The following is a 23394-nucleotide window of genomic DNA, read 5'->3' on the forward strand; positions in this document are numbered from 1 at the left end:
AGTGGCGGGCGGTCAGAAGTCGCGCCAAGAGGCGGTCTTGCGGCTGAGGCTGCTGGTGGTGCCGGTGCTGATTGTGGGCGGAAGGCTGATGCTGCCGGAGCCTGTACTGGCGGACCAGCCCTGGAACCGGGTATTGGCGGTGAGGTCGGACAGGTTGTCCTCGGTCACCAGCGAGCCGGTGAGGGTGGCGCCGCCCCAGCCGTTCTTGCCGCAACTGTCGGCGTAGTAGACGAGGCCGTATATCACCACGCCGCCGTTCATCTTCGGGCAGCCAGCGCCGGTGTCGAATACCAGGATTGCTGGCTGGCTCGGGCTGCCGATATTCTGGTGCCAGTTCTGGCCGCCGATGCTCCCGATATTGCTGGCGTCAAAGTAGTAGACGGTGCGCTGATAGCTGGTACCCGCTTGTTGTGCCGCCAGTTCCGCCGCCGCCTGCGCCTCCGACTCCAGCCGGATCTGCTCCTTGCTGGTTTTGGGAAACACGAAATCCCATGCGCTGCCGCTGAAGGCATTGCCCTTGACCTGACCGGTGATCGACAGGTGACCCGGCTGGTTGGCTGCGGCGGAGGCCGAGGTCATGATCGCCACGCCGCTGTCTCCGGCGCTTACCGACGGATTGCCGGTGATGCAGCTTTTTTTCTTGCCGCAGTCGCCGAGGCTGCCTTCGACCACGATCGGCGCAAAACTGGCCAGGTTCAGCGTTACCGGGGTGCTGGTGGTGGTGGTGAGGGTGCCGAGCTGTACCTTCTGGCGGATGCTGGCACTGGCGTCGCCGCTGGCGATTGCGCGGATTTCCAGGGTGTTGGGGGCGGACGAGTTGCGCCACAGCGATATAGCCACACTGTAGCTGCCGATGCTCTGCGCACTGACGGCGCTGCCGAACAGGCTGCCGCTGGCCTGCTGGTTGTTGCCGCTGGGGCCGCGGCCGTCGTTGTTCCAGTTACTAGCGTTGGCTAGCGCCGTGTTGCTAACCGCGCCGGAGGCGAGCCAGGCCAGCGCGTGCTCGATCCCGCCACGCGCGGCCTCCATCGCCTTGGACTGGCTGACCTGGTTGTTGCCGGTCTTGATTTCAAACAGCAGGCCGCTGCTGCTCTGGAACACCATCAGGCTGCTGAGAAACAGCACCAACAAGGTCATTGCCAGCGTCACCATGCCTTGTTGCTGCCGCTGAATAATCGGCATGTAGAGGAAGGTGGTATCCGTGCTGGAGTTAGCGGGCATGGTGGCGTTGGGGGCGAGGTGAAGGCTATGTAACGGGTAGCCTTCGGGATGGCGGACGTTTGCGGATAACTTTCGTGCGAACGGCATAAAAATGCATCGTATATAAATGCCAATGAAGTGGCAATATTACCAATGCAAAAGGGCAAGCCGTCCGGCTTGCCCTTGTCGTGACTGGCTACGGCCAACGTTGGCCGCAGCGCGGTTTATAGCTCGACCTGCGCGCCCATCTCCACCACGCGGTTGGTCGGGATCTGGAAGAAGTCGGTGGCGCGCAGCGCGTTGCGGCTCATCCACACGAACAGCGTCTCGCGCCACGGCGACATGCCCTCGCGCTCGGTCTGGATCAGCGTCTCGCGCGACAGGAAGAACGAGGTGTCCATCAGCTCGAACGCCATGCCCTGCGCCGCGCACAGGTCGAGAATCTGCTGCACGTCCGGCGTTTCCTTGAAGCCGTAGTAGGCCATCACCCGCCAGAAGCTGTCGGACAGCTGCAGGATCTCCACCCGCTCGTCTTCGTCGACGTAGGGAATGTCCTCGCCGCGGATGGTCATCAGCACCACGCGTTCGTGCAGCACCTTGTTGTGCTTCAGGTTGTGCAGCAGCGCGTGCGGCACGCCGTGGGTGGAGTTGGTGAGGAACACCGCGGTGCCCTGCACCCGCTCCGGCGGATAGGCTTCCATGTTCTCGACAAAACCGTCCAGCGGGATCGCCATCTCGTTCAGGCGCTGCATCAGCAGCTTGCGGCCCTCTTTCCAGGTGGTCATCAGGATGAAGGCGCCGATGCCGATCAGCAGTGGCAGCCAGCCGCCGGCGAAGATCTTCACCACGTTGGCGAGGAACAGCGGGATGTCCACCACCAGCAGCGCGACCAGCAGCGGCGCGACCAGCGCCTGCGGCCAGTTCCAGCCCTTGAGCGCCACGGTGCACACCAGGATGGAGGTGATCACCATGGTGCCGGTGACGGCGATGCCGTAGGCGCCGGCCAGCGCGCTGGAGTTCTGGAACATGATCACCACCATGATCACCGCCGCCAGCAGGCCCCAGTTGATCAGCGGGATGTAGATCTGGCCGATCTCGTTGTCGGAGGTGTGGGTGATTTCCATGCGCGGCAGGTAGCCCAGCTGCACCGCCTGGCGCGTCAGCGAGAACACGCCGGAGATCACCGCCTGCGATGCGATCACCGTGGCGCAGGTGGACAGGATCACCAGCGGCAGCAGCGCCCAGTCCGGTGCCAGGTGGAAGAACGGGTTGGCGCGCGCCTCCGGGCTGGCGAGGATCTCGGCGCCCTGGCCGAAGTAGTTCAGCAGCAGCGCCGGCAGCACGTAGAAGAACCACGCCAGCCGGATCGGCTTGGCGCCGAAGTGGCCCATGTCGGCGTACAGCGCCTCGGCGCCGGTCAGCGCCAGTACCACCGAACCCAGCGCCAGGAAGCCGATGGCACCGTGGCTGAACAGGAAGTCGATGCCCCACAGCGGATTCAGCGCCGCCAGCACCGCCGGGTTGCCGGCAATACCGTGCACGCCGAGCGCGGCCAGTGCACCGAACCACAGCATCATCACCGGGCCGAACAGCTTGCCGACGCTGGCGGTGCCGTGTTTCTGGATCAGGAACAGGCCGATCAGCACCGTCAGCGCCAGCGGCAGCACGTAGGGCTTGAACGCGGGGGTGATCACCTCCAGCCCTTCCACCGCCGACAGCACCGAAATGGCCGGGGTGATCACCACCTCGCCGTAGAAGAAGCCGCCGCCCATCAGGCCGATGGCGGCCAACATCCAGCCGCGCGGGCCGACATGGCGCCGTGCCAGCGCCATCAGCGTCAGGATGCCGCCTTCGCCGCGGTTGTCGGCGCGCAGCACGAAGCTGAGGTATTTCAGCGATACGACCAGGATCAGGCCCCAGACGATCAGCGACAGGATGCCCAGCACGTTGGCCGGCGTCACCGCCAGGCCGAGATGGGAACTGAAACACTCTTTCAGGGTGTAGAGGGGACTGGTACCGATGTCCCCGTACACGACCCCCAGCGCCGCCAGCGTGATACCGGCGAGCGCCTGTTTGTTTTGAGCCTGCATGATTTTGTGTATTTTTTGGTGGGTGGCACCGCCACGGATGTTGCAGCGCAGTATTGCGAATCTCGGGTGAGCGCGAAGCTTACTCTTGTGCCCTGCAATGTGCCATGCGACGTCTTCTTTTGTAGCGCAATTGCGGGCGCAGTGTAGAGCCGATGCGACAGGTGCCGCGCCGGTGCGGCTAGATGCCGCCTTCTTCCTCCAGCCAGGCGCAAAAATCGGCGCACAGCGGGTCTTCCGCCAGCGTCAGCGGCAGCACCCAGGAATAGCCGCGCGCCTTCACCCTTGGCCCGTCCAGCGGCGCCACCAGCTTGCCGCTGGCGATCAGCGCGTCGGTCACCGGTTGTGCGCTGAGCGCCACCCCCAGACCGTCGACCGCCGCCTGCAGCGCCAGATAGTAGTGGTCGAAGTGCTGGTGCGCCGCCGCCTGCAGCGCCGGGCTGCCGGCCGCCGCCAGCCAGCGCTCCCACGACACCGGCCGCGTTTCCGAGTGCAGCAGCGTGTGCTGCGCCAGATCGGCCACCGTCGCCAGCGGTTTGCTCGCCAGCAGCGCCGGGCTCAGCAGCGGCTGTTCGTGCTCGGTCAGGAACAGGTGCGACACGAAGCCGTGCCAGTGGTCATGGCCGCGGCGCAGGGCGATATCGAAATCGGCGTGCTGGTCGTGGATGATGGTGTCCGAGGTCGCCAGCCGCAGCTCGACGCCGGGATGGCGCAACTGGAAGCGCGTCAGCCGCGGCAGCAGCCAGTGCATCGCCAGCGTCGGCGTGGCGTTGATGCGCAGCTGCCGCGTGCGGTCCTGGGTCAGGCGCTCGGTGGCGGTGGCGATGCTGTCGAACGCGGTCTGCAATACCGGCAGGTACTGGCGGCCGTTGTCGGTCAGCAGCACGCGCTTGCCGACGCGGTCGAACAGCGCCAGCCCCAGCCAGTCCTCCAGCTGCTTGATCTGGCGGCTGATGGCGCCGTGGGTCACATGCAGCTGTTCCGCCGCGGCACTGAAACTGCCGCAGCGTGCCGCGGCCTCAAAGGCGCGCAGGGCATTGAGAGGGGGAAGTCGCCGGTTCATGCTTGTGAGCATAGCGCACAAGCGAAGTCGGAAAAACTCGTTTGTCGCCACCTCCGCTTCCGCACTACGCTACCGGTCATGGAAACCCACAACATCCCCACCCGCCGCGAGCTGTTCACCGGCTTTTTCGGCATCGGCATCGTCGGCTTCGGCGGCGTGCTGCCGCTGGTGCACCACATGCTGGTGTTGCGCAAGGGCTGGCTGACCGACGCCGAATTCACCGAGCTGCTCGGCCTCGGTCAGATCCTGCCCGGCCCCAACGTCGTCAACCTCAGCGTCGCCGTCGGCGGCCGCTTCCACGGCGCCAGCGGCGCGCTGCTGGCATTCAGCGGCCTGCTGCTGGCGCCGTTCTGCATCGCCATGCTGCTGGTGTCGCTGTACCAGCAGTACCGCGGCCTACCGGCGCTGCAGCAGGTGCTGGCCGGGCTGGCGCCGGCGGCCACCGGCCTGATCTTCGGCATGGGGCTGCGCCTGGCCGCCAAGCTGGAGCGCAGCAGCTGGTGCATCGCGCTGGCGGTGGTCACCTTTGTCGCCATCGGCCTGCTGCACTGGCCGCTGCTGCCGCTGTTGCTGGTGATGGTGCCGCTGGCGGTGACGCTGGCCTGGCACCTGCAGCAGAAGGAGCCGACATGAGCGCGATGCTGCTTGCCCTGTTTCTGGTGTTCGGCCAGCTGTCGCTGATGGCGGTCGGCGGCGCCAACGCGGTGGTGCCGGAGATGCTGCGCATGGTGGTCAACGAGCACGGCTGGATGACGGCTTCGGAGTTCACCGCGCTGTTCGCCATCGCGCAGTCGGCACCGGGGCCGAACGTGCTGGTCGCCAGCCTGGTCGGCTGGCAGATGGCCAGCCTGCCCGGCGCCGCCATCAGCCTGCTCGGCATCTGCGGCCCATCCTCTATCCTCAGCTTCTACGTCGCCAGGCTGTGGCAGCGTTTCCGCGACTACCGGCTGTGCCACGCCATCCAGCGCGGCTTCGCGCCGCTGTCGATCGGGCTGGTGCTGGGCGGCGCCTGGCTGCTGGCCGGCATCGCCAACACCGGCTGGAGCGCATGGCTGCTGTGCGCCGTCAGCGCGCTGATCGCCTGGCGCACCAGCCTGCACCCGCTGTGGCTGCTGGGCGCCGGCGCCGTGGCCGGGCTGCTGGGCTGGGTGTAGCCGCCCGGCGCATCGCCGGCAGCGTGATTGCAAGGTTGGCCGCCGCTGCGGCCAACCTTTCCGCCGTCTGCCCTAAACGGCTACAATCAGCGCTATTTCGCAGAAATCTCAAGGATAACCAACACCATGCGCGCCTCGCAGTTTTTCATCTCCACCCAGAAAGAAGCCCCCGCCGACGCGGATATCGTGAGCCAGAAGCTGATGCTGCGTGCCGGCTTCATCCGCAAGGTCGCCGCTGGTGTCTACTCGTGGATGCCGATGGGCCTGCGTTCGCTGAAGAAGGTCGAGAACATCGTGCGCGAGGAAATGAACCGCGCCGGTGCCATCGAGATGGTGATGCCGGTGGTGCAGCCGGCCGGCCTGTGGCAGGAAACCGACCGCTTCGACACCATGGGTGCCGAGCTGTTGCGCTTCAAGGACCGCCACGACCGTGATTTCGTGATCCAGCCGACCTCGGAAGAAGTGGTCACCGACATCGCCCGCGCCGAGCTGCGCAGCTACCGCGCGCTGCCGAAGAACTTCTACCAGATCCAGACCAAGTTCCGCGACGAGCGCCGTCCGCGCTTCGGTGTGATGCGTGGCCGCGAGTTCACCATGAAGGACGCCTACTCCTTCGACCGCAGCGCCGAAGACGCAGGCAAGAGCTACGACAATATGTTCGCCGCCTACTGCCGCATCTTCGACCGCCTCGGCCTGACCTACCGCGCGGTGGCGGCCGATACCGGCGCCATCGGCGGCGACCGTTCGCACGAATTCCAGGTGATCGCCGAAACCGGCGAAGACGCCATCGTGTACTGCCCGACCTCCGACTACGCCGCCAACATCGAACTGGCGGAAGCGGTGGCGCCGGCCGGCGAGCGCCCGGCCGCTGCGGCCAACCTTGTTAAGGTGCACACCCCGAAGGTGAAGACCATCGCCGAGCTGGTGGATTTCCTGAAGATCGACATCACCGCGACCGTGAAAGCGGTGGTGGTGGAAGGCGAAAAGGGCGAGGCGGTGCTGATGCTGGTGCGCGGCGACCACGAGCTGAATGAAGTGAAGGCAGAGAAGATCGCCGGCATCAAGAAGCCGCTGACCTTCGCCGCACCGGCCGTGATCAAGGACGCCTTCGGCGCCAATCCCGGCTCGCTGGGCCCGGTGGGCTTCAACGGCCGCGTGATTGCCGACCGTACCGTGGCCAAGATGGCCGATTTCGTGATCGGCGCCAACGAGGACGACCAGCACTACACCGGTGCCAACTTCGGTCGCGACTGCGCCGAGCCGGAAGTGGCCGACCTGCGCAACGTGGTGGTCGGCGATGTGTCGCCGTGCGGTAACGGCGTGCTCGACATCCAGCGCGGTATCGAAGTCGGTCACGTGTTCTACCTCGGCACCAAGTACTCCAAGGCGATGAACGCCACCTTCCTCGACGAAGACGGCAAGCCGAAGCACTTCGAGATGGGCTGCTACGGCATCGGCGTCAGCCGTATCCTCGGCGCCGCCATCGAGCAGAACTACGACGACAAAGGCATGATCTGGCCGGATGCGATCGCACCGTTCACCGTGGTGATCTGCCCGGTCGGCTACGACCGCTCCGAAGGCGTGAAGGCCGCCGCCGATGCACTGTACGCCGGCCTGCAGGACAAGGGCGTGGACGTGATCATCGACGACCGTGGCGAGCGCCCGGGCGCGATGTTCGCCGACTGGGAGCTGATCGGTGCGCCGCACCGCATCACCATCGGCGATCGCGGCCTGAAGGAAGGCAAGGTCGAGTACCAGCACCGCCGCGATGCCGAATCCACCGCGGTGGCGCCGGACGCGGTGCTGGAGTTCGTGCTGGGCAAGCTGGCCTGATTATGGCCATGAGCGCGCCGCGCCTTGCCGGCCTGCTGCTGGTGGCTGCCCTGGTGGCGGCGCCGGCATGGGCCGGTGCGCAGCGCGAAGAGGCGCTGGCGGCCAACGTGGCCAGCGCCATGTCGCGCAGCATCGCCGACGTCAACGCGCCGCGGCTGGTGTTCGACAACCCGCACGAGGGTGCGGCGTGGCTGGCGGAGATGTCGCGGCGGCTGCAGAAGCGCATCCCGGATCAGTGGCTGCGCGAGCGGCTGCTGACCGCGGTGCAGTACGAGGCCACCCGCGCCGGACTGGACCCGCAGCTGGTGCTGGGGCTGATCCAGGTCGAGAGCGGCTTCAGGAAGTACGCGATCTCGCCGGTCGGCGCGCGCGGCCTGATGCAGGTGATGCCGTTCTGGGTGCGCAGCATCGGCGCCAGCGAGCACAACCTGTTCGACCTCACGCTGAACCTGCGCTACGGCTGCACCATCCTGCGTCATTATCTGGATATCGAGCGCGGCAACCTGTTCCGCGCGCTGGGGCGCTACAACGGCAGCCTCGGCCGCGCCGAATACCCCAATCTGGTGGTTGGCGCCTGGCGCAGCCACTGGCAGTGGACGCCGCCGGCCGGCCTGCAGCAGACCGCCGGCCACTGAGCCTGTCGTACTGGCGCCATGCTTCCGGCCGCAAGCCCGTGCTTGCGGCCAACCTTTTTATACGGACACCGCGATGAGCCTGATCCCCGAAATCAAACCGCAGCAGTCGATCGAACTGCTGAAAGAACTGCACATCCTCACCCGCGACGGCAAGATCAACCAGGACACCCGCCGCAAGCTGAAGCAGGTGTACCACCTGTACCAGTTCATCGAGCCGCTGATGGCCGACGTGCTGGCGGAAAAGGGCAGCCTGACGCTGGCCGACCACGGCGCCGGCAAGTCCTATCTCGGCTTCATCCTTTACGACCTGTTCCTGAAGGACAAACCGTCCGCCCACGTCTACGGCGTGGAAACGCGGCAGGACCTGGTGGATAAATCCGTCGAGCTGGCGGCGCGGCTGGGTTTCGAGGGCATGAGCTTCCTCAACCTCACCGTCGAGCAGTCGATCACCTCCGACGCGCTGCCGGCGCAGGTGGACATCATCACCGCGCTGCACGCCTGCAACACCGCCACCGACGACGCCATCCGCTTCGCGCTGGCCAAGGACGCCAAGTACATCGTGCTGGTGCCGTGCTGCCAGGCCGAGGTCGCCGCCGTGCTGCGGCAGAAGAAGAACGAGACCTTCGGCAAGACCGCGCTGTCCGAGCTGTGGCGCCACCCGATCCACACCCGCGAGTTCGGCAGCCAGCTCACCAACGTGCTGCGCTGCCTGCTGCTGGAGGCGCGCGGCTACCAGGTGACGGTGACCGAGCTGGTGGGCTGGGAGCACTCGATGAAGAACGAGCTGATCATCGCCAAGAAAGTTGGCGGCGCCAAAAAGAGCGCGCGCGAACGCCAGGAAAGCATCCTGCGCGAGCTGAATATCGAAGAGCTGCGCGAGCGCTTCGCCTACTAAGTCCCGCCCGCTATGAGCCGCCTATGACCCGCCGCCTCGACGCCAGCCTGCTGGCCGACCTGTGGTTCTTCCACGCCGTGGCGGACTGCGGCGGCTTTCGCCGTGCCGCCGAACAGCTGGCGGTCACCCAGGGGGCGGTGAGCCAGCGCGTGCAGCGCCTGGAATCCCGCCTGCAGCTGAGCCTGTTGCAGCGCGGTGGCCGCAGCCTGCAGCTCACCCCCGCCGGACAACGCCTGTACGCGGCCTGCGCCAACGGCTTCGACACCGTGGCCGCCGCGTTGGCCGCACTGCAGGCCGAGGTGGCCCCTGCCAGTGTGCGGCTGTCGGCGCCGCCCTCGCTGGCGCTGGAATGGTTGCTGCCGCGACTGGGGCGCTTCGCCCGCTTGCAGCCGGACATCAGCGTCGATCTGCTGGCCGATAACCAGCCCTACAGCCAGACCTCCCTGCGTCAGGCCGGCATCGATCTGGCGCTGCGCTATTTGCCGCAGGCACCGCTGGATGCCGCTTTCGTGTTGCCGGAACATGGTTTCCCGGTGGCCTCCCCCGGCCTGCTCGCCAGCGGCGCCGATGGCGCCTTGCTGCACGACGACGCGCCATGGAGCAGCCCGTCGCCGGCCGGCAGCGAGTGGGCGCTGTGGCTGGCCGCATATGGCCGCCCGCGCGGCAGCGCTGCCGGCGAGCGCCACTTCAACCAGGCGCAGCTCGCCTACCGCAGTGCACAAGCCGGCGATGGCGTGGCGCTGGGCCGGCAATTGCTGGTGGCACGCTATCTGCAGGATGGCAGCCTGTGCCGGCTGGACGAACAGCCGCCGCTGCTCTTGGGCTATTACGCGCTGTACCCGGTAAGCGGTAGTGCGGCGGCGCAGACGCTGGTGGATTGGTTGTGCGGCGAGATGCAGCAGCAGTGAAGCTGGCGCGCCGAATCGTTGCGCGATGAAGTGTGAGCAAGGGCCAAGGTTGGCCGCGCATCGCGAAAAAGGGCAAGCCTGGTGGCTTGCCCTGTTGTTATTCCGGTGTGGGTTGTGGCGTGGATAGGTTCGGCGGCATTACCGGGAACGGGACATGAGGCGTCGGTTATCTGCACCAGCAGCCGTGCTTGGCTGTAAATTTATTTGTCATTTTGATAGCATGGCAGCTTCTATTTGGAGGCACCCATGATTCGCTCCTTGTTCGATAGTCGCCGCAAGCGCGGCTTCTTTGTCCTGCAGTTGCTTTGCTCACTGCTGTTCCAGCAGTCCACATGGTTGTGGACGGTTTTCAGCTGGCCTGTGCTCATGGACATGTTGCTATTCAGTCTGATCTACGCTTTTGTCATTCAAGTTTTTTTTGCCGATATCTTCGATCGGAACGCGGTTGAGCGGGTGCAGCAAACACTGACACTGCCTATGGCATTGCCCTTGGTGCGTGAGAGGGTGTGGCAGGAGCTGCAAGCGCGTTATGGTCGCCGTGCGCGCGTACAAGGCGAGGGCCATTTCGAAGTACGCACCGCCTGTTCTTTTAAGAGCTGGGGCGAGTCTCTCAGTGTCGATCTGGCGGAAGCGGGTGGGGCGGCAACCCAAGTACATCTTTGCAGCCAGCCGCGGTTCCCGCTGACGCTGATTGATTGGGGCAAGAATCGCGCCAATGTAGAAAGCATGGTCAGGGCATTGACACAGAAGTAAGTCGGGCTGGCAGACCGGCGCCGCACTTGCGAAGCCCAACGTTTACCGCGATTACATGACAAAGGTTGGCCGCAAGCCCTTGGCGGTTTGCGGCCAACCTTTTTATGCCGTCTACCCCGCCAGCAGCGGCAGGAATACCTCGTCCGGCAGGCCGTTGCCGCCGGTGGTCCACACCACGGGGATCGTCGCCCCGGGCCATTGCCCGCTGAACTGCGCGTGCGCCACAAAGCCGGCAGCGGCAGAAGGCTCCAGCCGCAGGCCGTGCTGCTGCCACTGGCGGCGCACTTCGGCCAGCAGGCTGGCGTCGCTCACGGTGATCACCGCGTCGATCAGCGGGCCGACGATGCCGGCCACGGTGGCCGAGGCGCGCGCCACCGCCAGGCCGTCGGCCACCGTGTGGTTGTCGAGGCCGATGTCGTACACCGACAACGCATCGTCGCCACTGGCCAGGCGCAGCAGGAAGCAGGGCGAGGCCACCGGCTCCACCAGCACGCACTGCACCGCGTCGCCGAACAGGCACTTCAGGCCGAAGGCCACGCCACCGGGCGCGCCGCCCACGCCGCAGGGCAGGTAGACGCGCAGCGGCTGTGCCGGGGTTGGCCGCAGGCCGGCAGCGGCCAGCTGCGGCGCCAGGTCCCACGCTGCGGCGGCATAGCCGAAGAACAGCAGCAGTGAGCTTTCGTCATCGATGAAATAGGCTTGCGGGTCGGCGGCGGCAATGTCGCGCGCGGCGGCCACGGCCAGTGCGTAGTCGCCCTGGTGCTCCACCACGCTGGCGCCCAGCGCGCGCAGCCGCTGTTTTTTCCATTCCTTGGCGTCGTGCGACATGTGCACTTCCACCTGCAGGCCCAGCGCGCGTGCCATCACGCCGACGCTGTAGCCCAGGTTGCCGGTACTGCCCACCAGGATGCGGTGCTGCGCGAACAGCGCGCGTGCCGGCGGCTCGGCCAGCACGGTGTAGCTGCTGCCAGCCGGCAGCAGGCCGGCGGCCTGCGCCAGCTCTTCGGCATGGCACAGCACCTCGTACACGCCGCCGCGCGCCTTGATGCAGGCGGTGATCGGTAGCGCGTGGTCGGCCTTCACCCACAAGGCGTGGCCGTCGGTGTCGGTTTGCGGCAGCAATGGCGAATCGATGCGGCCATCGGCAGCCACGCTGTCCGGAAACAGCCGCGCCAGCAGCGGGGCAAAGCGCTGCCAGCGGGCAATGGCGGCCTCGATGTCGGCGCGGCCGTAGCGGCTTGCGGCCAGCGCAGCGGCGGCAGGTTGCAGGGAGGGGTTGTGCCACAGCAGTGGCTGCGCCTGGCGCAGGGCGGCAGGGAGGGTATCGAGAGGGAACATGGCGCTTTCCGGTCAGAACATGGCTGGCAGTGTGAGCGCGCGCGCTGGCGGCGACAAGCCAGCATTACTGCGCGGGCTGATTAGCTGGGCTAATAGTGATGTCGCTGCTGTGGGCCGCCAGCCACGCCCGTTTTTGCGTGGCGCTCATCGCTTTTACCGCCAGCTCGGCGCGCAGCGCTTCGCCCTTGTCGGCAAATTCCAGCACCAGCGCGATGCGCTCGGGCGGAAAGCTGCGGGTGTAGCGCGCGCCCTTGCCGGCGACATGGGCGGCGTAGCGCTTTTCCACGTTGTTGCTGATGCCGGTGTACAGGCTGCCGCCGCGGCATTCCAGCAGGTACAGGTACCAGCTCATGGTGTGAAAGGTTGGCCGCAAGGTATGCGGCCAACGTGTTTCAGTGTCGGGATCACTCGGCCAGCGCCTGTTGCAGGTCGGCGATGATGTCGCGGATATCCTCGATACCCACCGAGCAGCGCACCAGCCCGGCGGGAATGCCCAGCGCCACACGCTCTTCCGCGCTGCATTCCACGTGGCTGGTGGTGCTGGGCACGCCCAGCAGCGTGTCCACCGTGCCCAGGGTGGCGGCACGCAGCAGCAGCTGGCAGCGCGACAGCAACCGGCGCACTGCAGCATCACCGCCGGCCAGCTCGAAGCTGAGCACGCCGCCAAAGCCGTGCATCTGCGCGCGGGCGATGGCGTGCTGCGGATGCTGCGGCAGGCCGGGGTAGTTCACCTGCCGCACTGCCGGTTGCTGCTGCAGCCATTGCGCCAGCGCCAGCGCATTGTCGTTGTGCTGGCGCATGCGCAGCGCCAGGGTCTTGATGCCGCGCAGGATCAGGAAGGCGCTCATCGGGTCGAGGCAGGCGCCGTGGATCTCGCGGTAGTGGCGGATGCGCTCGGTCAGCGCCTGGCTGCCGCAGACGATGCCGCCCATGGCGTCGGCGTGGCCGCCGAGGAACTTGGTGGCGCTGTGCAGCACCAGGTCGGCGCCCAGCGCCAGCGGGTTCTGGTTCACCGGGGTGGCAAAGGTGTTGTCGATCACCACCACCGCGCCGGCGGCATGCCCGGCGGCAGCCAGACGGCGGATGTCCTGCACCTTGAGCATGGGGTTGGTCGGTGATTCCAGGTACAGCAGCTCGCAGCCGCCGGCCAGCGCGGCATCGAAGGCGGCAGCGTCGGTGGTATCGCACAGCGTCACCTGCACCCCCCATTGCGGCAGGGTGTGCTGGAACAGGTAGTGGCTGCCGCCGTAGGTGTCCTTGCCGGCCACCACGCGCGCGCCGGGCTTGAGCAGCGCCAGCAGCGTGCTGCTGATCGCCGCCATGCCGCTGCCGAAGCTCACCGCCGCCGCCGCGCCTTCCAGCGCGGCCAGCTTGGCTTCCAGCGCCAGGCTGGTGGGGTGGGCGGTATTGCGCGCATACAGCGGCCCGGCCGCCTCGCCGCGCGCCACCTGTTCCCAGCTGTCCATGTCCGGGTAGCCGTGGGCGATGCCGAATTCGATCGGCACGGCCAGCGCAGCGTGCGGGCGGTAGTCGTCTTCACCGGCGCGGACGGCCAGCGTGGCGGGGTGCAGGGTCGGGGTAGTCATGGCGGCTCCGGCTAGTGGTCTGGCAGCGTACGGGCTGCCCCGCGCCGGCAGGGGGCGCGGCAATGGCGGCAGTGTGCCGCGATCGCCGGGCGCGGTAAAGTATGACGATGGGGCTGCTGCGGCATGGCGCGGCAGGGTGTGCCCGCGAAGGAGACAGGATGCAAATCGAACGGCTGGATCATCTGGTGCTGACGGTGGCGGATATTCCGCGCACGGTGGCGTTTTATCGTGATGTGCTGGGCATGGTGCCGGTGACTTTCGGCGAGGGCCGGGTGGCGCTGGAATTCGGCCGGCACAAGATCAACCTGCATCCGGCGTCGGCGCCCTTGCTGCCGCACGCGCGGGTGCCGCAGGCGGGCAGTGCCGATCTCTGTCTGATCGTGAGTGGCGGGCTGGATGAGGTGGCGGCAGAGCTGGCCGCCAAGGGTGTGGCCATCGAGCTGGGGCCGGTGGCGCGCACCGGTGCGCTGGGGCCGATCCGCTCGCTGTATCTGCGCGATCCGGACGGCAACCTGCTGGAGCTGTCGGTGTACGCCTGAGCGGAAAACGCCACGACCCGGCGCAGGGCCGGGTCGCGGGGGTGACAAGGTTGGCCGCATGCGGCCAACCTTGGGTGTTACAGCGCGCCGTAGGAGTGCAGGCCGGACAGGAACATGTTGACGCCGATGAAGGCGAAGGAGGTCACCAGCAGGCCGACCACCGCCCACCACGCCAGCGGCTCGCCGCGCCAGCCCTTGACCAGGCGCATGTGCAGCCAGGCGGCGTAGTTCAGCCACACGATCAGCGCCCAGGTTTCTTTCGGGTCCCAGCTCCAGTAGCCGCCCCAGGCGTCCGCCGCCCACATCGCGCCGAGGATGGTGGCGATGGTGAAGAACAGGAAGCCGACGGCGATGGCCTTGTACATCACCTCGTCCAGCACCTCGGCCGAGGGCAGGCGGCTGGCGAGGATGCCGCGGCGGATCAGCAGCTGCGCCACGCCGATCATCGCCGACATCGCGAACGCGCCATAGCCGACGAAGTTGGCCGGCACGTGGATCTTCATCCACCACGATTGCAGCGCCGGGATCAGCGGCTGGATTTCGTGCGCTTGGCGATCGAAGGTGTACCACAGGATGAAGCCGACCGCGGCGCTGATCACCAGCAGCACGAAGGCGCCGACCTGGCGCACCGCGAACTTGGCCTCGTAGTACAGGTACATCAGCGCGGTGATCAGGCAGAACAGGATGAACACTTCGTACAGGTTGGAGACCGGGATGCGGCCAACGTCGGCGGCGATCAGGTAGCTCTCGTACCAGCGGGTGAACAGGCCGGCCAGCGCGAATACCGCCGCCGCCCAGGTCAGGCCGCTGCCCATGCGCATCAGCAGGCCGGCGCGGGAGAGGGTACCGGCCCAGTACAGCACGGTGGCGAGGAAGAACAGCGTGCACATCCACATGAACGACGACTGGCTGGACAGCAGGTACTTCAGGCCGAAGCTTTCCGCCGCGCGCGCCAGATTGTGGTCGTACAGCTGGATTGCCAGCAGCGACACGCTGCCGGCCAGCGGGAAGAACCAGCGCCAGCTCGGCCAGAACCAGCCCAGCGCCACCAGCCCGATGCTGCTGCCGACCAGGATCAGCTGTTCGTAGTAGTCCATCGCGCTGCCGTACAGGCTGAAGCTGTAACCGGCCGCGACGACGATCAGCAGCGCGTACAGCCAGTCACCGGCGGCCAGACGCTTGTACAGCGGTTGTTGCAACACCATCTCCATCATGCTTCTCCAGCCTGTTTGTTCAGATAGCCGACCATGCGTTCGAAGTCCTGGTCCAGATCGCGGTTATGGCGGTTGGACGTCATCGCCAGACGGGTGCCGTCACGCTGCAGCAGCAGCCAGACGCGCACTTCGCGGACGTAGAACATCAGGATGATGCCGATCACCAGCAGCAACGAGCCAAGATACACCACGTTCTTGCCCGGCGAGCGCGTCATCTGCAGGCCGGAGGCCTGCACCTGGTCGAAGCCGCTCATTTCCAGGTACACCGGTGCCGCGTAGTCCTGCAGCGCGCTGGCACCGACCAGACCGTCGAGCAGGAAGCGGTAGTGCTTGGCGTCCTGCGGCCACGGCGCCAGGCCCGCCTTGGCTTGCGCCACGTCCATCACGTCGACCACTGCGCCCTGCAGGATCTTGATGTAGGTCTGCGCGATGGCCTGACGCTTGTCGGCCGGCACCTTGTCGTCGAGGAACTGTTCCAGCGCCTTGAAGCCGCCCTCGGCGAAGCGCGACAGCACCCAGCGCACGCTGTCGGAGAACTGCTGCTGCATCGCCGGGCTGATCGCCTGGCCCTGCATCGCCTTGGCGGTGGTGCGCTTGCGGATCTCGTCGTACAGCGTCGGGTCTTTCAGCGCCGCGTACAGGCGCATGAAGCTGGCGATGCTCATGTCCTTGTCCAGCGGCAGGCGCAGGTACTGGAACGGCTGCCCCACGTCACTGCGCACGCCGGCCACCTGGTACCACTCGCCGTCCTGCTGCATCGGCGCCATGTAGTGCTGGTATTCGCGCGCCTGGCCGTGCTGGTCGCGCAGCTTGAAGCTGATCGACGGGCCGATGTTCTTCAGCGCCTTGGTGTCCTGCCGTACCGAGCGTGCGTCCTTGAGGCGCTGTTCCAGCGACTTGTCGTCGCTGCCCGGCGCACCGGTGTTTTCCACGTTGAACACGCGCAGTTCGCCGAATTCCAGCTTGTAGTCGCGGCCGTTGACCTTCAGCGGTTGCGCGCCCAGCGAGTTGCCCTTGATCTCGGTTGGTGCCGCCTGCGGCGTCTGCAGGTTCCACGCCTTCAGCTGCAGCGGCGAGCCGCCGTCGCCGAAGCTGGCCTGGTAGATGGCTACGCCGTCGACCACCAGCGGGTGGTTGACCTTGATGGTGTGTTCGGAGGTCTTGCCGCTGTCCTTGTCGGTAACCACGATGTCACTGGCGAACAGCTTGGGCATGCCGTTGCTGTAGTAGTCGACGTGGAATTTCTTCAGCGTGACGATGAACGGCAGCTCCTGCACCAGGTAGCCGTTGCCGCTGTTCATGAAGATCACGTCGGCGCTCTTGCCTTCCGGCACCGTCACGCTGCCGCGGAACGACAGGTTGCCGGTGCCGAGCCGGCTCTGCTCCGGAATCTGCGCCTGCGGCAGGTCGCGCGTTTCCGGCTTGATGCTGCCGGTCAGCTCGCCGATTTTGAGCGGCAGGTTGCCGTCCATCAGGCCGCCGATGCAGATCACCACCATCGCGATGTGGGCGAAGAAATAGCCCAGCTTGTTGGCGCTGCCCTTCTTGGCCGCCAGGAGCACGCTGCCGTCGTCGCGCGCCGCGCGCTTCACGCGCAGGCCGTGGCCCTGCAGCAGACGCATCGCCTGTGCCTCGTCCAGCGGCCGGTCCAGCTGCTGGCTGTGGCGCATCGCGCGCAGCGAGTTGTCGGTGGCGCGCTCGCGGAAGCTCTTCATGTCGCGCAGGAAGGCGGGGCCGTTGCGGATGATGCACAGCGTGGTGGACAGCACCAGGAAGGCGAGGATCAGCAGGAACCACGACGAGTGGTAGACGTCGTACAGACCCAGCTTCTCGAAGGCGGCGAACCAGAACGGGCCGAATTCGAAGGCGTAGTTGGGATAGGGTTCGTTCTGCTTGAGCACGGTGCCGATGATCGAGGCGATGGCCAGGATGGTCAGCAAACCGATGGCGAAACGCATCGAGCTGAACAGCTCGTACGCGTGGTGAACATTCGATGCAGAAGGCTTATTGGGTTTCATTTATTTTCTAAGCACGACAAAGGGGGGCGTGAAGGCCCCCCTTTGGAACGTGTCAGCAGCAAAAAGTTGCGCTTAACGCAGGCCGGAAATGTATTCTGCTACCGCTTTCATGTCGGCATCAGACATGCGCATGGCCACGTCGGCCATGATCGGATTCTTGCGGTCCGTGCCGGCCTTGAAGTCGTTCAGCTGCTTGACGATGTAGGCGGCGTGCTGGCTACCCAGTGCCGGGTACTGGGCAGGGTAACCCTTGCCGGCGGCACCGTGGCAGGCCATACAGGCCGGAACGCGGGTCACCGGGTTGCCGGCCTTGTACAGCTTCTGGCCGGCTGGCAGCAGAGCCTTGTCGTTGGCCTGGCGCGGCTTCAGCTTCTGCTCACTGAAGTACTCGGCCACGTTCTTCATGTCGGCATCGGACAGGCTGGACGCCATGCCCAGCATGATCGGGTTCTTGCGCTCGCCACTCTTGAAAGCCTTGAGCTGGCTTTCCAGGTATTTGGCGTGCTGGCCAGCCAGCGACGGGTTGGCGGAGGCCACGCTGTTGCCGTCCGCACCGTGACAGGCGGCACACACTTGCTCGGCAATCACTTTGCCTTTGGCGACATCGCCATGGGTCACAGCTGGGGAGGCGGCCAGTGCGCTACCGGCGAGGGTAGCGGCAGCGATCGCCAACAGCATCTTACGTTTCATGGTCACTCCTAGAGAGAGATTGCGTAAATATCTGTAAAGGTGGCAATTTCAAACCTGCTATTCTATACCAACTGACTTTACACTTACTACTATGACGATCTTTCAGAACGCCCGCTTCTTTACCACCGTAAATCATCTTAAGGATTTGCCGCCGACCCGCGCCGAGATCGCCTTTGTCGGCCGCTCGAACGCCGGCAAGTCCAGCGCCATCAATACCCTGTGCAACCGCACCCGCCTGGCCTTCGTGTCCAAGACGCCGGGGCGCACGCAGCATATCAACTTCTTCGACCTCGGCCAGGAGCGCTACCTGGTCGACCTGCCCGGCTACGGCTACGCCGAGGTGCCGGAGGCGGTGCGCGCGCACTGGGTGGAGCTGCTGGGGCAGTACCTGCAGTCGCGTACCAGCCTGATCGGCCTGCTGCTGATCATGGATTCGCGTCGGCCGCTGCGCGATCTGGACTGGAAGATGATCGAGTTCTTCAGCGAGACCAACCGTCCGGTGCACATCCTGCTGTCCAAAGCCGACAAATTATCGCGTCAGGAGCAGCAGAAAGTCTTGGCCTCGGTCAAAAAAGAACTGCACGACTACCCGCAAATCAGCATCCAGCTGTTTTCCAGCTCGAAGAAGACCGGCACCGCCGAGGTCGAGCAGCAGGTGCAGGACTGGTTCGCCGCGGTGGCCGAGAACGATGTCGCCGGCGAAGAAAATCCCGGTGCCGCCGGAACTTTGCCCGAGTAAGCCGTCAAAGTAAGCAGGTGTTCACACCTTCCTGCTTCACCTCCCTGAGCAGGAGCCTGCAAAGGTGTTGACCCCGGCCCATGCCGGGGTTTTTTCTTGCCCGTACGTTGGCCGCAGCATGAAAAAAAGCCCGCCAGAGGCGGGCAAGCAGACAGCTAGGGTATTCGGGGGCGTTCAGCCGGCGCTGGCCGTCGCCAGCGTGGTGCTGCTGTGGCGCCAGTTGGTGCCCAGCAGGCGCGAGCGGACCCAACCGACCAGCAGCAGCAGGATGGTCAGCACGCCGGTACTCAGCACCTCGATCTGGTGGTCGGGGCGGAAGGCCATGATCAGCAGCACCGCGGCGATGAACAGGATCACCGCCCAGGTCAGCCACGGGAACAGCCACATCTTGAACGCCGGGGTCTCGCCGCGGGCAATCATGCGCTGGCGCATGCGCAGCTGGGAGATGGCGATCGCCATGTAGACCAGCAGCGCGATGGCGCCGGAGGTGGCCAGCAGCACGTTGAAGACGGCTTCCGGCACCAGATAGTTGGCGATCACCATCATGAAGCCCACCACCATCGAACCCAGTACCGCGTTCTGCGGCGTGCCGTTGCTGGCGGTCTTGTTGAAGACCTGCATTGCGTCGCGACGGGTGGACAGCGAGTACAGCATGCGCGAGGCGGTGTACAGCGCCGAGTTCAGGCAGCTGGCGACCGAGATCAGCACCACCACGTCGACGATGGCCTTGGCGTTGGGGATGCCGATCAGCTCCAGCGTGCGCTGGTAGGAGCCCAGTGCGGCCAACTGCGGATCGTTCCACGCCACCAGCGAGGTCACCACGAAGATGGAGCCGAGGTAGAACAGGCTGATACGCCATACCACCGAGTTGGTGGCCTTGGTGATCTGCTGCTGCGGATTGTCGGATTCGGCGGCGGCGATGGTGACGATCTCGGTGCCGAGGAAGGTGAACATGGTGGTCAGCATCGCACCCAGCACGGCACCGAAGCCGTTGGGCATGAAGCCGCCGTGGTCGAACAGCTTGGACACGCCGCTGACCTGGCTGCCCGGAATCAGGCCCATCATGGCGGCGGCGGCAATGGCGAGGAAGGCGACGATGGCCACCACTTTCACCAGTGCAAACCAGAATTCGAATTCGCCGTAGTTCTTCACGCTGAACATATTGGTGATGGTCAGCAGCACGGTGATGCCCAGCGCAAACGCCCACAGCGGCACGCCGGCAAACCAGGTGTGCAGGATGGTGGCGGCGGCGGTGGCCTCCAGCGGGATTACCAGCACCCAGAACCACCAGTACAGCCAGCCGATCAGGTAGCCGGCCCAGTGACCGATGGCGCGGTCGGCGTAGGTGGAAAACGAACCGGTGTCCGGCGAGGCGACGGCCATTTCGCCGAGCATGCGCATAACCAGCACCACCAGCATGCCGGCGATGGCGTAGGCGATCAGCACGGCCGGGCCGGCTTCGGCGATGGCGTGGCCGGAGCCGACGAACAGGCCGGCGCCGATCACGCCGGCGATGGACAGCATGGTGACGTGCCGTTCCTTGAGCCCGTGGCTCAGTCCTGGGGAGGAAGTACTCATTGGGGTCGATTCTCCGTTAACGCGGCTGCCTGGTGCTCGTGCGCGGACGCGCCGAGACCGTTATTGGGTTGCTGGGGTGTGCAGGGCAGCAGCGATTGTGATTGCAAGCAAAAGCCGGCGGCAGTGTACGGGCTGATTGGTGATAAAATTAGACCCAATCGTGTTTTTTTAATAGAACCAATCAGCGCGGGTTTCCTGCCATGGCCTCCCCATCCTCGTCCCAGATCGCGCTGCAGCAAATGCTGGCGGATCTCTTGCTGCAACACTTCCGCCGCGACAGTGCCGAATCCAACACCCTGCAGCTGTATCGCCTGCTGCGTGACAGCATCCTGCAGGAGGTGCTGCCGCCGGGGCTGCGCCTGCCGTCGTCGCGGCAGCTGGCGCAGGAGCTGGGCATCGCGCGCAATACCGTGATCCACGTCTACGAACGGCTGGTGGTGGAGGGTTATCTGGCGGCCGGGGTTGGCCGCGGCACCTTCGTGCTGGATACCGGGCCGGAACGCCTGCCCGGGCGCGAGCCGGCGCCCGTCCGGCATGGTGCCGACAGCCAGGCCGAGATCTCGCAGCGCGGCACGCAGTTGGTGGCGCAGGCCGGCGCCGGCGCGAAGCAGTGGGGCGCCTTCATGCCGGGGGTGCCGGAGGTGCGTACCTTTCCGTCGCGCACCTGGATGCGGCTGCACAACCGCCAGTGGCGCAAGCCGCAGCCGGATTTGCTGACCTACTCCGTCGGTCCCGGCCTGCCGGCGCTGCGCAGCGCGCTGGCCGACTACCTGCGCAGTTCGCGCGGCGTGATCTGCACCCCGGAGCAGATCATCGTCACCAACGGCTCGCACGCGGCGCTGCAGCTGATCGCGCTGCTGCTGGGCGATGTCGGTGACACGGCCTGGGTGGAGAATCCGGGCTACTGGGGCGTGCACAGCGTGTGGCGCAGCAGCGGGCTCGACACGCAGCCGGTGGCGGTCGACGGCGACGGACTGCAGGTGGAGGAGGGTGCGCGGCTGGGGGTGCCGAAGCTGATCTACGTGTCGCCGTCGCACCAGTACCCGCTGGGCGCGGTGATGAGCCTGGCGCGGCGGCGGCGCTTGCTCGCCTATGCGCGGCGCCATAACAGCTGGATCGTGGAAGACGACTACGACAGCGAGTTCCGCTACGGCCGTCCGCCGCTACCGTCGCTGCAGGGGCTGGATAGCCACGGGCGGGTGATCTACCTCGCCACCTTTTCCAAGGTGATCTACCCGGGGCTGCGGCTGGCCTACATGGTGGTGCCGGAGTCGCTGGTCGCCAGCTTCCAGACCGGGCTGTCGGAGATGTTCCGTGGCGGGCAGTACCTGACGCAGGCGGTGCTGGCGGATTTCATCGCCGAGGGCCACTTCGTGTCGCATATCCGCCGCATGCGCCATCTCTATGCGCTACGGCGCGAGACGCTGCTGGCGGCGATCACCGCGCACTTTGGCGAGCGGCTGCCGATTCATGACGGCGCCGCCGGCCTGCATCTGGTGCTGGGGCTGCCCGACGGTTGCGACGATCACGCCATTGCCGAGGCCGCGTTGCAGCAGGGCATCCTCACCCGGCCGCTGAGTGCCTACTACCGCGGCGAGGCACCGGCCCAGCAGGGCCTGCTGCTGGGCTACGCCCACGTGCACGAGCAGGATATCGCCGGCCACTTCGCCACCCTGGCCGCGGTGATCAAGGCGGCCGGTATCGGCCTCGCGCCGTTGCCATGAAAAACCGCCTGGCTACGCGGGGTAGGCAGGCGGTGAGGCTTGGCTAGGCGGGCTTAACGGGTAATCACCGGTGCCACGTTGAGCGCATTGGCGACGGTCAGCGCTTCGTGGTCGCCCTGGAACGGGCCCATGCGGATGCTGTAGATGCCGTCATGATTGACGATGGCCAGCTTGTCGTCGTGCAGGCTGTCGTCGGCCAGCAGCTTCTTCAGCTCGGCCTCGGCCTTGGCCAGACGCGAGAACTTGCCCAGCTGCAGGTACAGCGGATCGCTGGCGGCAGCCTGCATCGCCGGTGGCTTGGTGGCGATGCGCTCGCTGCCGGCAACCGGGAACACGCGTTCGACCAGCACCTCGGCCGAGCCGTTGTTGACGTAGCCCAGGCGATAGGCGGCGGCATAGCTGAGGTCCATCAGCCGGCTCCTGTGGAACGGGCCGCGGTCGTTGATGCGCACGATCACCGATTCGCCATTGCTGACATTGGTGACGCGGGCATAGCTCGGGATTGGCAGCGTCGGGTGCGCCGCGGTCATCGCGAACATGTCGTAGCGTTCGCCGGAGCTGGTCTTGCGACCGTGGAACTGTTTGCCGTACCAGGAGGCGCGCCCGGTCTTGCGGTAAGGCTTGGCGCTCTTGTCCGGGCGGAAGCTCATGCCCAGCGCGGTGTAGGGCAGGTTGGCCGCGGCGATCAGCGGTTCTGACTGGGGAACGGCGTCCGGAACCAGGTCCAGGTTAACCGGGATATTGCTGCCCGGGCCGTCATTCTGAAAGTAGGCACCTGTTTTGGCAGGCGATTTTTTGGTCGTGACCTTGGCTGTCTGGGTGGCAGTTGCCGGTCTGACGGTGGTACAGGCCACCAGTACAGCACTGATGAACGCAAGCCACAGCCATCGGTAAAAAGGTCGCATGAACCTCTCCTATGCTGTTGCGCCAACTCAGTGAACTGGCTCAGATCCCTCCGGCAAAACCGTGTTGACGCCAGGCCTCGAACACGAGGACAGCGACAGCGTTAGAGAGATTGAGACTGCGTGATTCGGCCCGCATCGGCAACCGCACCCGCTGGTCAGTCGGGAGACTGTCCAGGACTTCCTGGGGCAAGCCGCGTGATTCAGGTCCGAACAGCAAGACATCGCCGGGTTGGAAGGCGATGCGGTCGTGCCGCGTGGCGCCCTTGGTGGTGGCCGCGAAGATGCGGCGCGGCCCAAGGTGGGCCAGACAGGCTTCCCAGTTCTCGTGGACCACCATGCGGGCGTACTCGTGATAGTCGAGTCCGGCGCGTTTCAGTTTGGCGTCTTCGAGCGGAAAACCAAGCGGTTTGACCAAGTGCAGTTCACAGCCGGTGTTGGCACAGAGTCGAATAATATTGCCCGTATTGGGCGGTATTTCCGGCTGGTAGAGAACAACAGTAAACATCGTTGCGGGGTGAATAATCCGGTAAATCAA

At 65.8% G+C, this 23394-nt stretch carries 22 protein-coding genes; 10 read left to right on the top strand and 12 right to left on the bottom strand.

All coding sequences use genetic code 11. The annotated features are described in order from the left end of the window. Positions 1-12: 12 nt before the first annotated feature. The 3 genes from PQU96_RS03875 to gcvA form a co-directional block, all read right to left on the bottom strand. Positions 13-1221: a hypothetical protein gene (locus PQU96_RS03875; protein ID WP_272770936.1), complete on the bottom strand. Its 1209-nt coding sequence runs from the start codon at positions 1219-1221 to the stop codon at positions 13-15. Between the two features lie 203 nt (positions 1222-1424). Beyond that, positions 1425-3290, bottom strand: a complete 1866-nt coding sequence (gene kup / locus PQU96_RS03880; protein ID WP_272770937.1) for a low affinity potassium transporter Kup — start codon at positions 3288-3290, stop codon at positions 1425-1427. 178 nt (positions 3291-3468) lie between these two features. Next, positions 3469-4350: a transcriptional regulator GcvA gene (gene gcvA, locus PQU96_RS03885; RefSeq protein ID WP_272770938.1), complete on the bottom strand. Its 882-nt coding sequence runs from the start codon at positions 4348-4350 to the stop codon at positions 3469-3471. Between the two features lie 78 nt (positions 4351-4428). On the opposite strand from gcvA, the gene PQU96_RS03890 reads away from it, so the two are divergent. The 7 genes from PQU96_RS03890 (at position 4429) to PQU96_RS03920 (ending at position 10528) form a co-directional block, all read left to right on the top strand. Next, complete coding sequence (locus PQU96_RS03890; protein WP_272770939.1) at positions 4429-4983, top strand: chromate transporter; 555 nt, start codon at positions 4429-4431, stop codon at positions 4981-4983. Further along, a complete protein-coding gene (locus tag PQU96_RS03895) occupies positions 4980-5504 on the top strand; it encodes a chromate transporter (protein WP_272770940.1) in 525 nt (174 codons plus the stop codon). The genes PQU96_RS03890 and PQU96_RS03895 overlap by 4 nt, the downstream gene beginning before the upstream one ends. A 126-nt stretch (positions 5505-5630) precedes the next feature. Continuing rightward, positions 5631-7337: a proline--tRNA ligase gene (locus tag PQU96_RS03900; RefSeq protein WP_272770941.1), complete on the top strand. Its 1707-nt coding sequence runs from the start codon at positions 5631-5633 to the stop codon at positions 7335-7337. 8 nt (positions 7338-7345) lie between these two features. Beyond that, positions 7346-7972, top strand: coding sequence for a lytic transglycosylase domain-containing protein (locus PQU96_RS03905; protein WP_272770942.1), 627 nt, complete (start codon positions 7346-7348; stop codon positions 7970-7972). A 73-nt stretch (positions 7973-8045) separates the two neighbouring features. Next, positions 8046-8867: a class I SAM-dependent methyltransferase gene (locus PQU96_RS03910; RefSeq protein WP_272770943.1), complete on the top strand. Its 822-nt coding sequence runs from the start codon at positions 8046-8048 to the stop codon at positions 8865-8867. Positions 8868-8890: 23 nt separating this feature from the next. Next, positions 8891-9775: a LysR family transcriptional regulator gene (locus PQU96_RS03915; RefSeq protein ID WP_272770944.1), complete on the top strand. Its 885-nt coding sequence runs from the start codon at positions 8891-8893 to the stop codon at positions 9773-9775. A 246-nt stretch (positions 9776-10021) separates the two neighbouring features. Then, positions 10022-10528, top strand: a complete 507-nt coding sequence (locus PQU96_RS03920; RefSeq protein WP_272770945.1) for a hypothetical protein — start codon at positions 10022-10024, stop codon at positions 10526-10528. Between the two features lie 111 nt (positions 10529-10639). Here the strand turns inward: PQU96_RS03920 and dsdA are convergent, their stop codons facing one another. The 3 genes from dsdA to PQU96_RS03935 form a co-directional block, all read right to left on the bottom strand. Further along, the gene (gene dsdA, locus PQU96_RS03925) at positions 10640-11866 is read right to left on the bottom strand and encodes a D-serine ammonia-lyase (RefSeq protein WP_272770946.1); all 1227 of its coding nucleotides are present in this window, start codon (positions 11864-11866) and stop codon (positions 10640-10642) included. Between the two features lie 64 nt (positions 11867-11930). Further along, a complete protein-coding gene (locus PQU96_RS03930) occupies positions 11931-12218 on the bottom strand; it encodes a GIY-YIG nuclease family protein (protein ID WP_272770947.1) in 288 nt (95 codons plus the stop codon). Between the two features lie 52 nt (positions 12219-12270). Further along, positions 12271-13452, bottom strand: a complete 1182-nt coding sequence (locus PQU96_RS03935; protein WP_272770948.1) for an aminotransferase class I/II-fold pyridoxal phosphate-dependent enzyme — start codon at positions 13450-13452, stop codon at positions 12271-12273. 158 nt (positions 13453-13610) lie between these two features. Between PQU96_RS03935 and PQU96_RS03940 the strand changes: the two genes are divergently transcribed. After that, positions 13611-13991, top strand: a complete 381-nt coding sequence (locus PQU96_RS03940) for a VOC family protein (protein WP_272770949.1) — start codon at positions 13611-13613, stop codon at positions 13989-13991. Positions 13992-14068: 77 nt separating this feature from the next. On the opposite strand, the gene ccsB is transcribed toward PQU96_RS03940, so the two are convergent. From ccsB to PQU96_RS03955, 3 genes are all read right to left on the bottom strand, one after another. Next, the gene (ccsB, locus tag PQU96_RS03945) at positions 14069-15205 is read right to left on the bottom strand and encodes a c-type cytochrome biogenesis protein CcsB (RefSeq protein ID WP_373316264.1); all 1137 of its coding nucleotides are present in this window, start codon (positions 15203-15205) and stop codon (positions 14069-14071) included. Beyond that, a complete protein-coding gene (locus PQU96_RS03950) occupies positions 15202-17223 on the bottom strand; it encodes a cytochrome c biogenesis protein ResB (RefSeq protein ID WP_272770950.1) in 2022 nt (673 codons plus the stop codon). The genes ccsB and PQU96_RS03950 overlap by 4 nt, the downstream gene beginning before the upstream one ends. 72 nt (positions 17224-17295) lie before the next feature. After that, positions 17296-17913, bottom strand: a complete 618-nt coding sequence (locus tag PQU96_RS03955) for a c-type cytochrome (protein WP_272770951.1) — start codon at positions 17911-17913, stop codon at positions 17296-17298. A gap of 91 nt (positions 17914-18004) precedes the next feature. Between PQU96_RS03955 and yihA the strand changes: the two genes are divergently transcribed. Then, positions 18005-18652: a ribosome biogenesis GTP-binding protein YihA/YsxC gene (gene yihA, locus PQU96_RS03960; protein ID WP_272770952.1), complete on the top strand. Its 648-nt coding sequence runs from the start codon at positions 18005-18007 to the stop codon at positions 18650-18652. Between the two features lie 174 nt (positions 18653-18826). Here the strand turns inward: yihA and gabP are convergent, their stop codons facing one another. Next, positions 18827-20230 carry a GABA permease gene (gabP, locus tag PQU96_RS03965; protein WP_272770953.1) on the bottom strand — a complete coding sequence of 468 codons (1404 nt, stop codon included), beginning with the start codon at positions 20228-20230 and terminating at the stop codon, positions 18827-18829. 200 nt (positions 20231-20430) lie between these two features. On the opposite strand from gabP, the gene pdxR reads away from it, so the two are divergent. Then, positions 20431-21954: a MocR-like pyridoxine biosynthesis transcription factor PdxR gene (gene pdxR / locus PQU96_RS03970; protein ID WP_272770954.1), complete on the top strand. Its 1524-nt coding sequence runs from the start codon at positions 20431-20433 to the stop codon at positions 21952-21954. A gap of 53 nt (positions 21955-22007) precedes the next feature. Here pdxR and PQU96_RS03975 read toward each other — a convergent pair whose 3' ends face one another. Together PQU96_RS03975 and trmL are read right to left on the bottom strand one after the other, a co-directional pair. Further along, positions 22008-22859, bottom strand: coding sequence for a septal ring lytic transglycosylase RlpA family protein (locus PQU96_RS03975; RefSeq protein WP_272770955.1), 852 nt, complete (start codon positions 22857-22859; stop codon positions 22008-22010). Between the two features lie 40 nt (positions 22860-22899). Beyond that, positions 22900-23364 carry a tRNA (uridine(34)/cytosine(34)/5-carboxymethylaminomethyluridine(34)-2'-O)-methyltransferase TrmL gene (gene trmL / locus PQU96_RS03980; protein ID WP_047965962.1) on the bottom strand — a complete coding sequence of 155 codons (465 nt, stop codon included), beginning with the start codon at positions 23362-23364 and terminating at the stop codon, positions 22900-22902. Between the last annotated feature and the right edge of the window lie 30 nt (positions 23365-23394).

The sequence above is a fragment of the Vogesella margarita genome (assembly GCF_028548475.1).
Lineage (GTDB): Bacteria > Pseudomonadota > Gammaproteobacteria > Burkholderiales > Chromobacteriaceae > Vogesella > Vogesella margarita.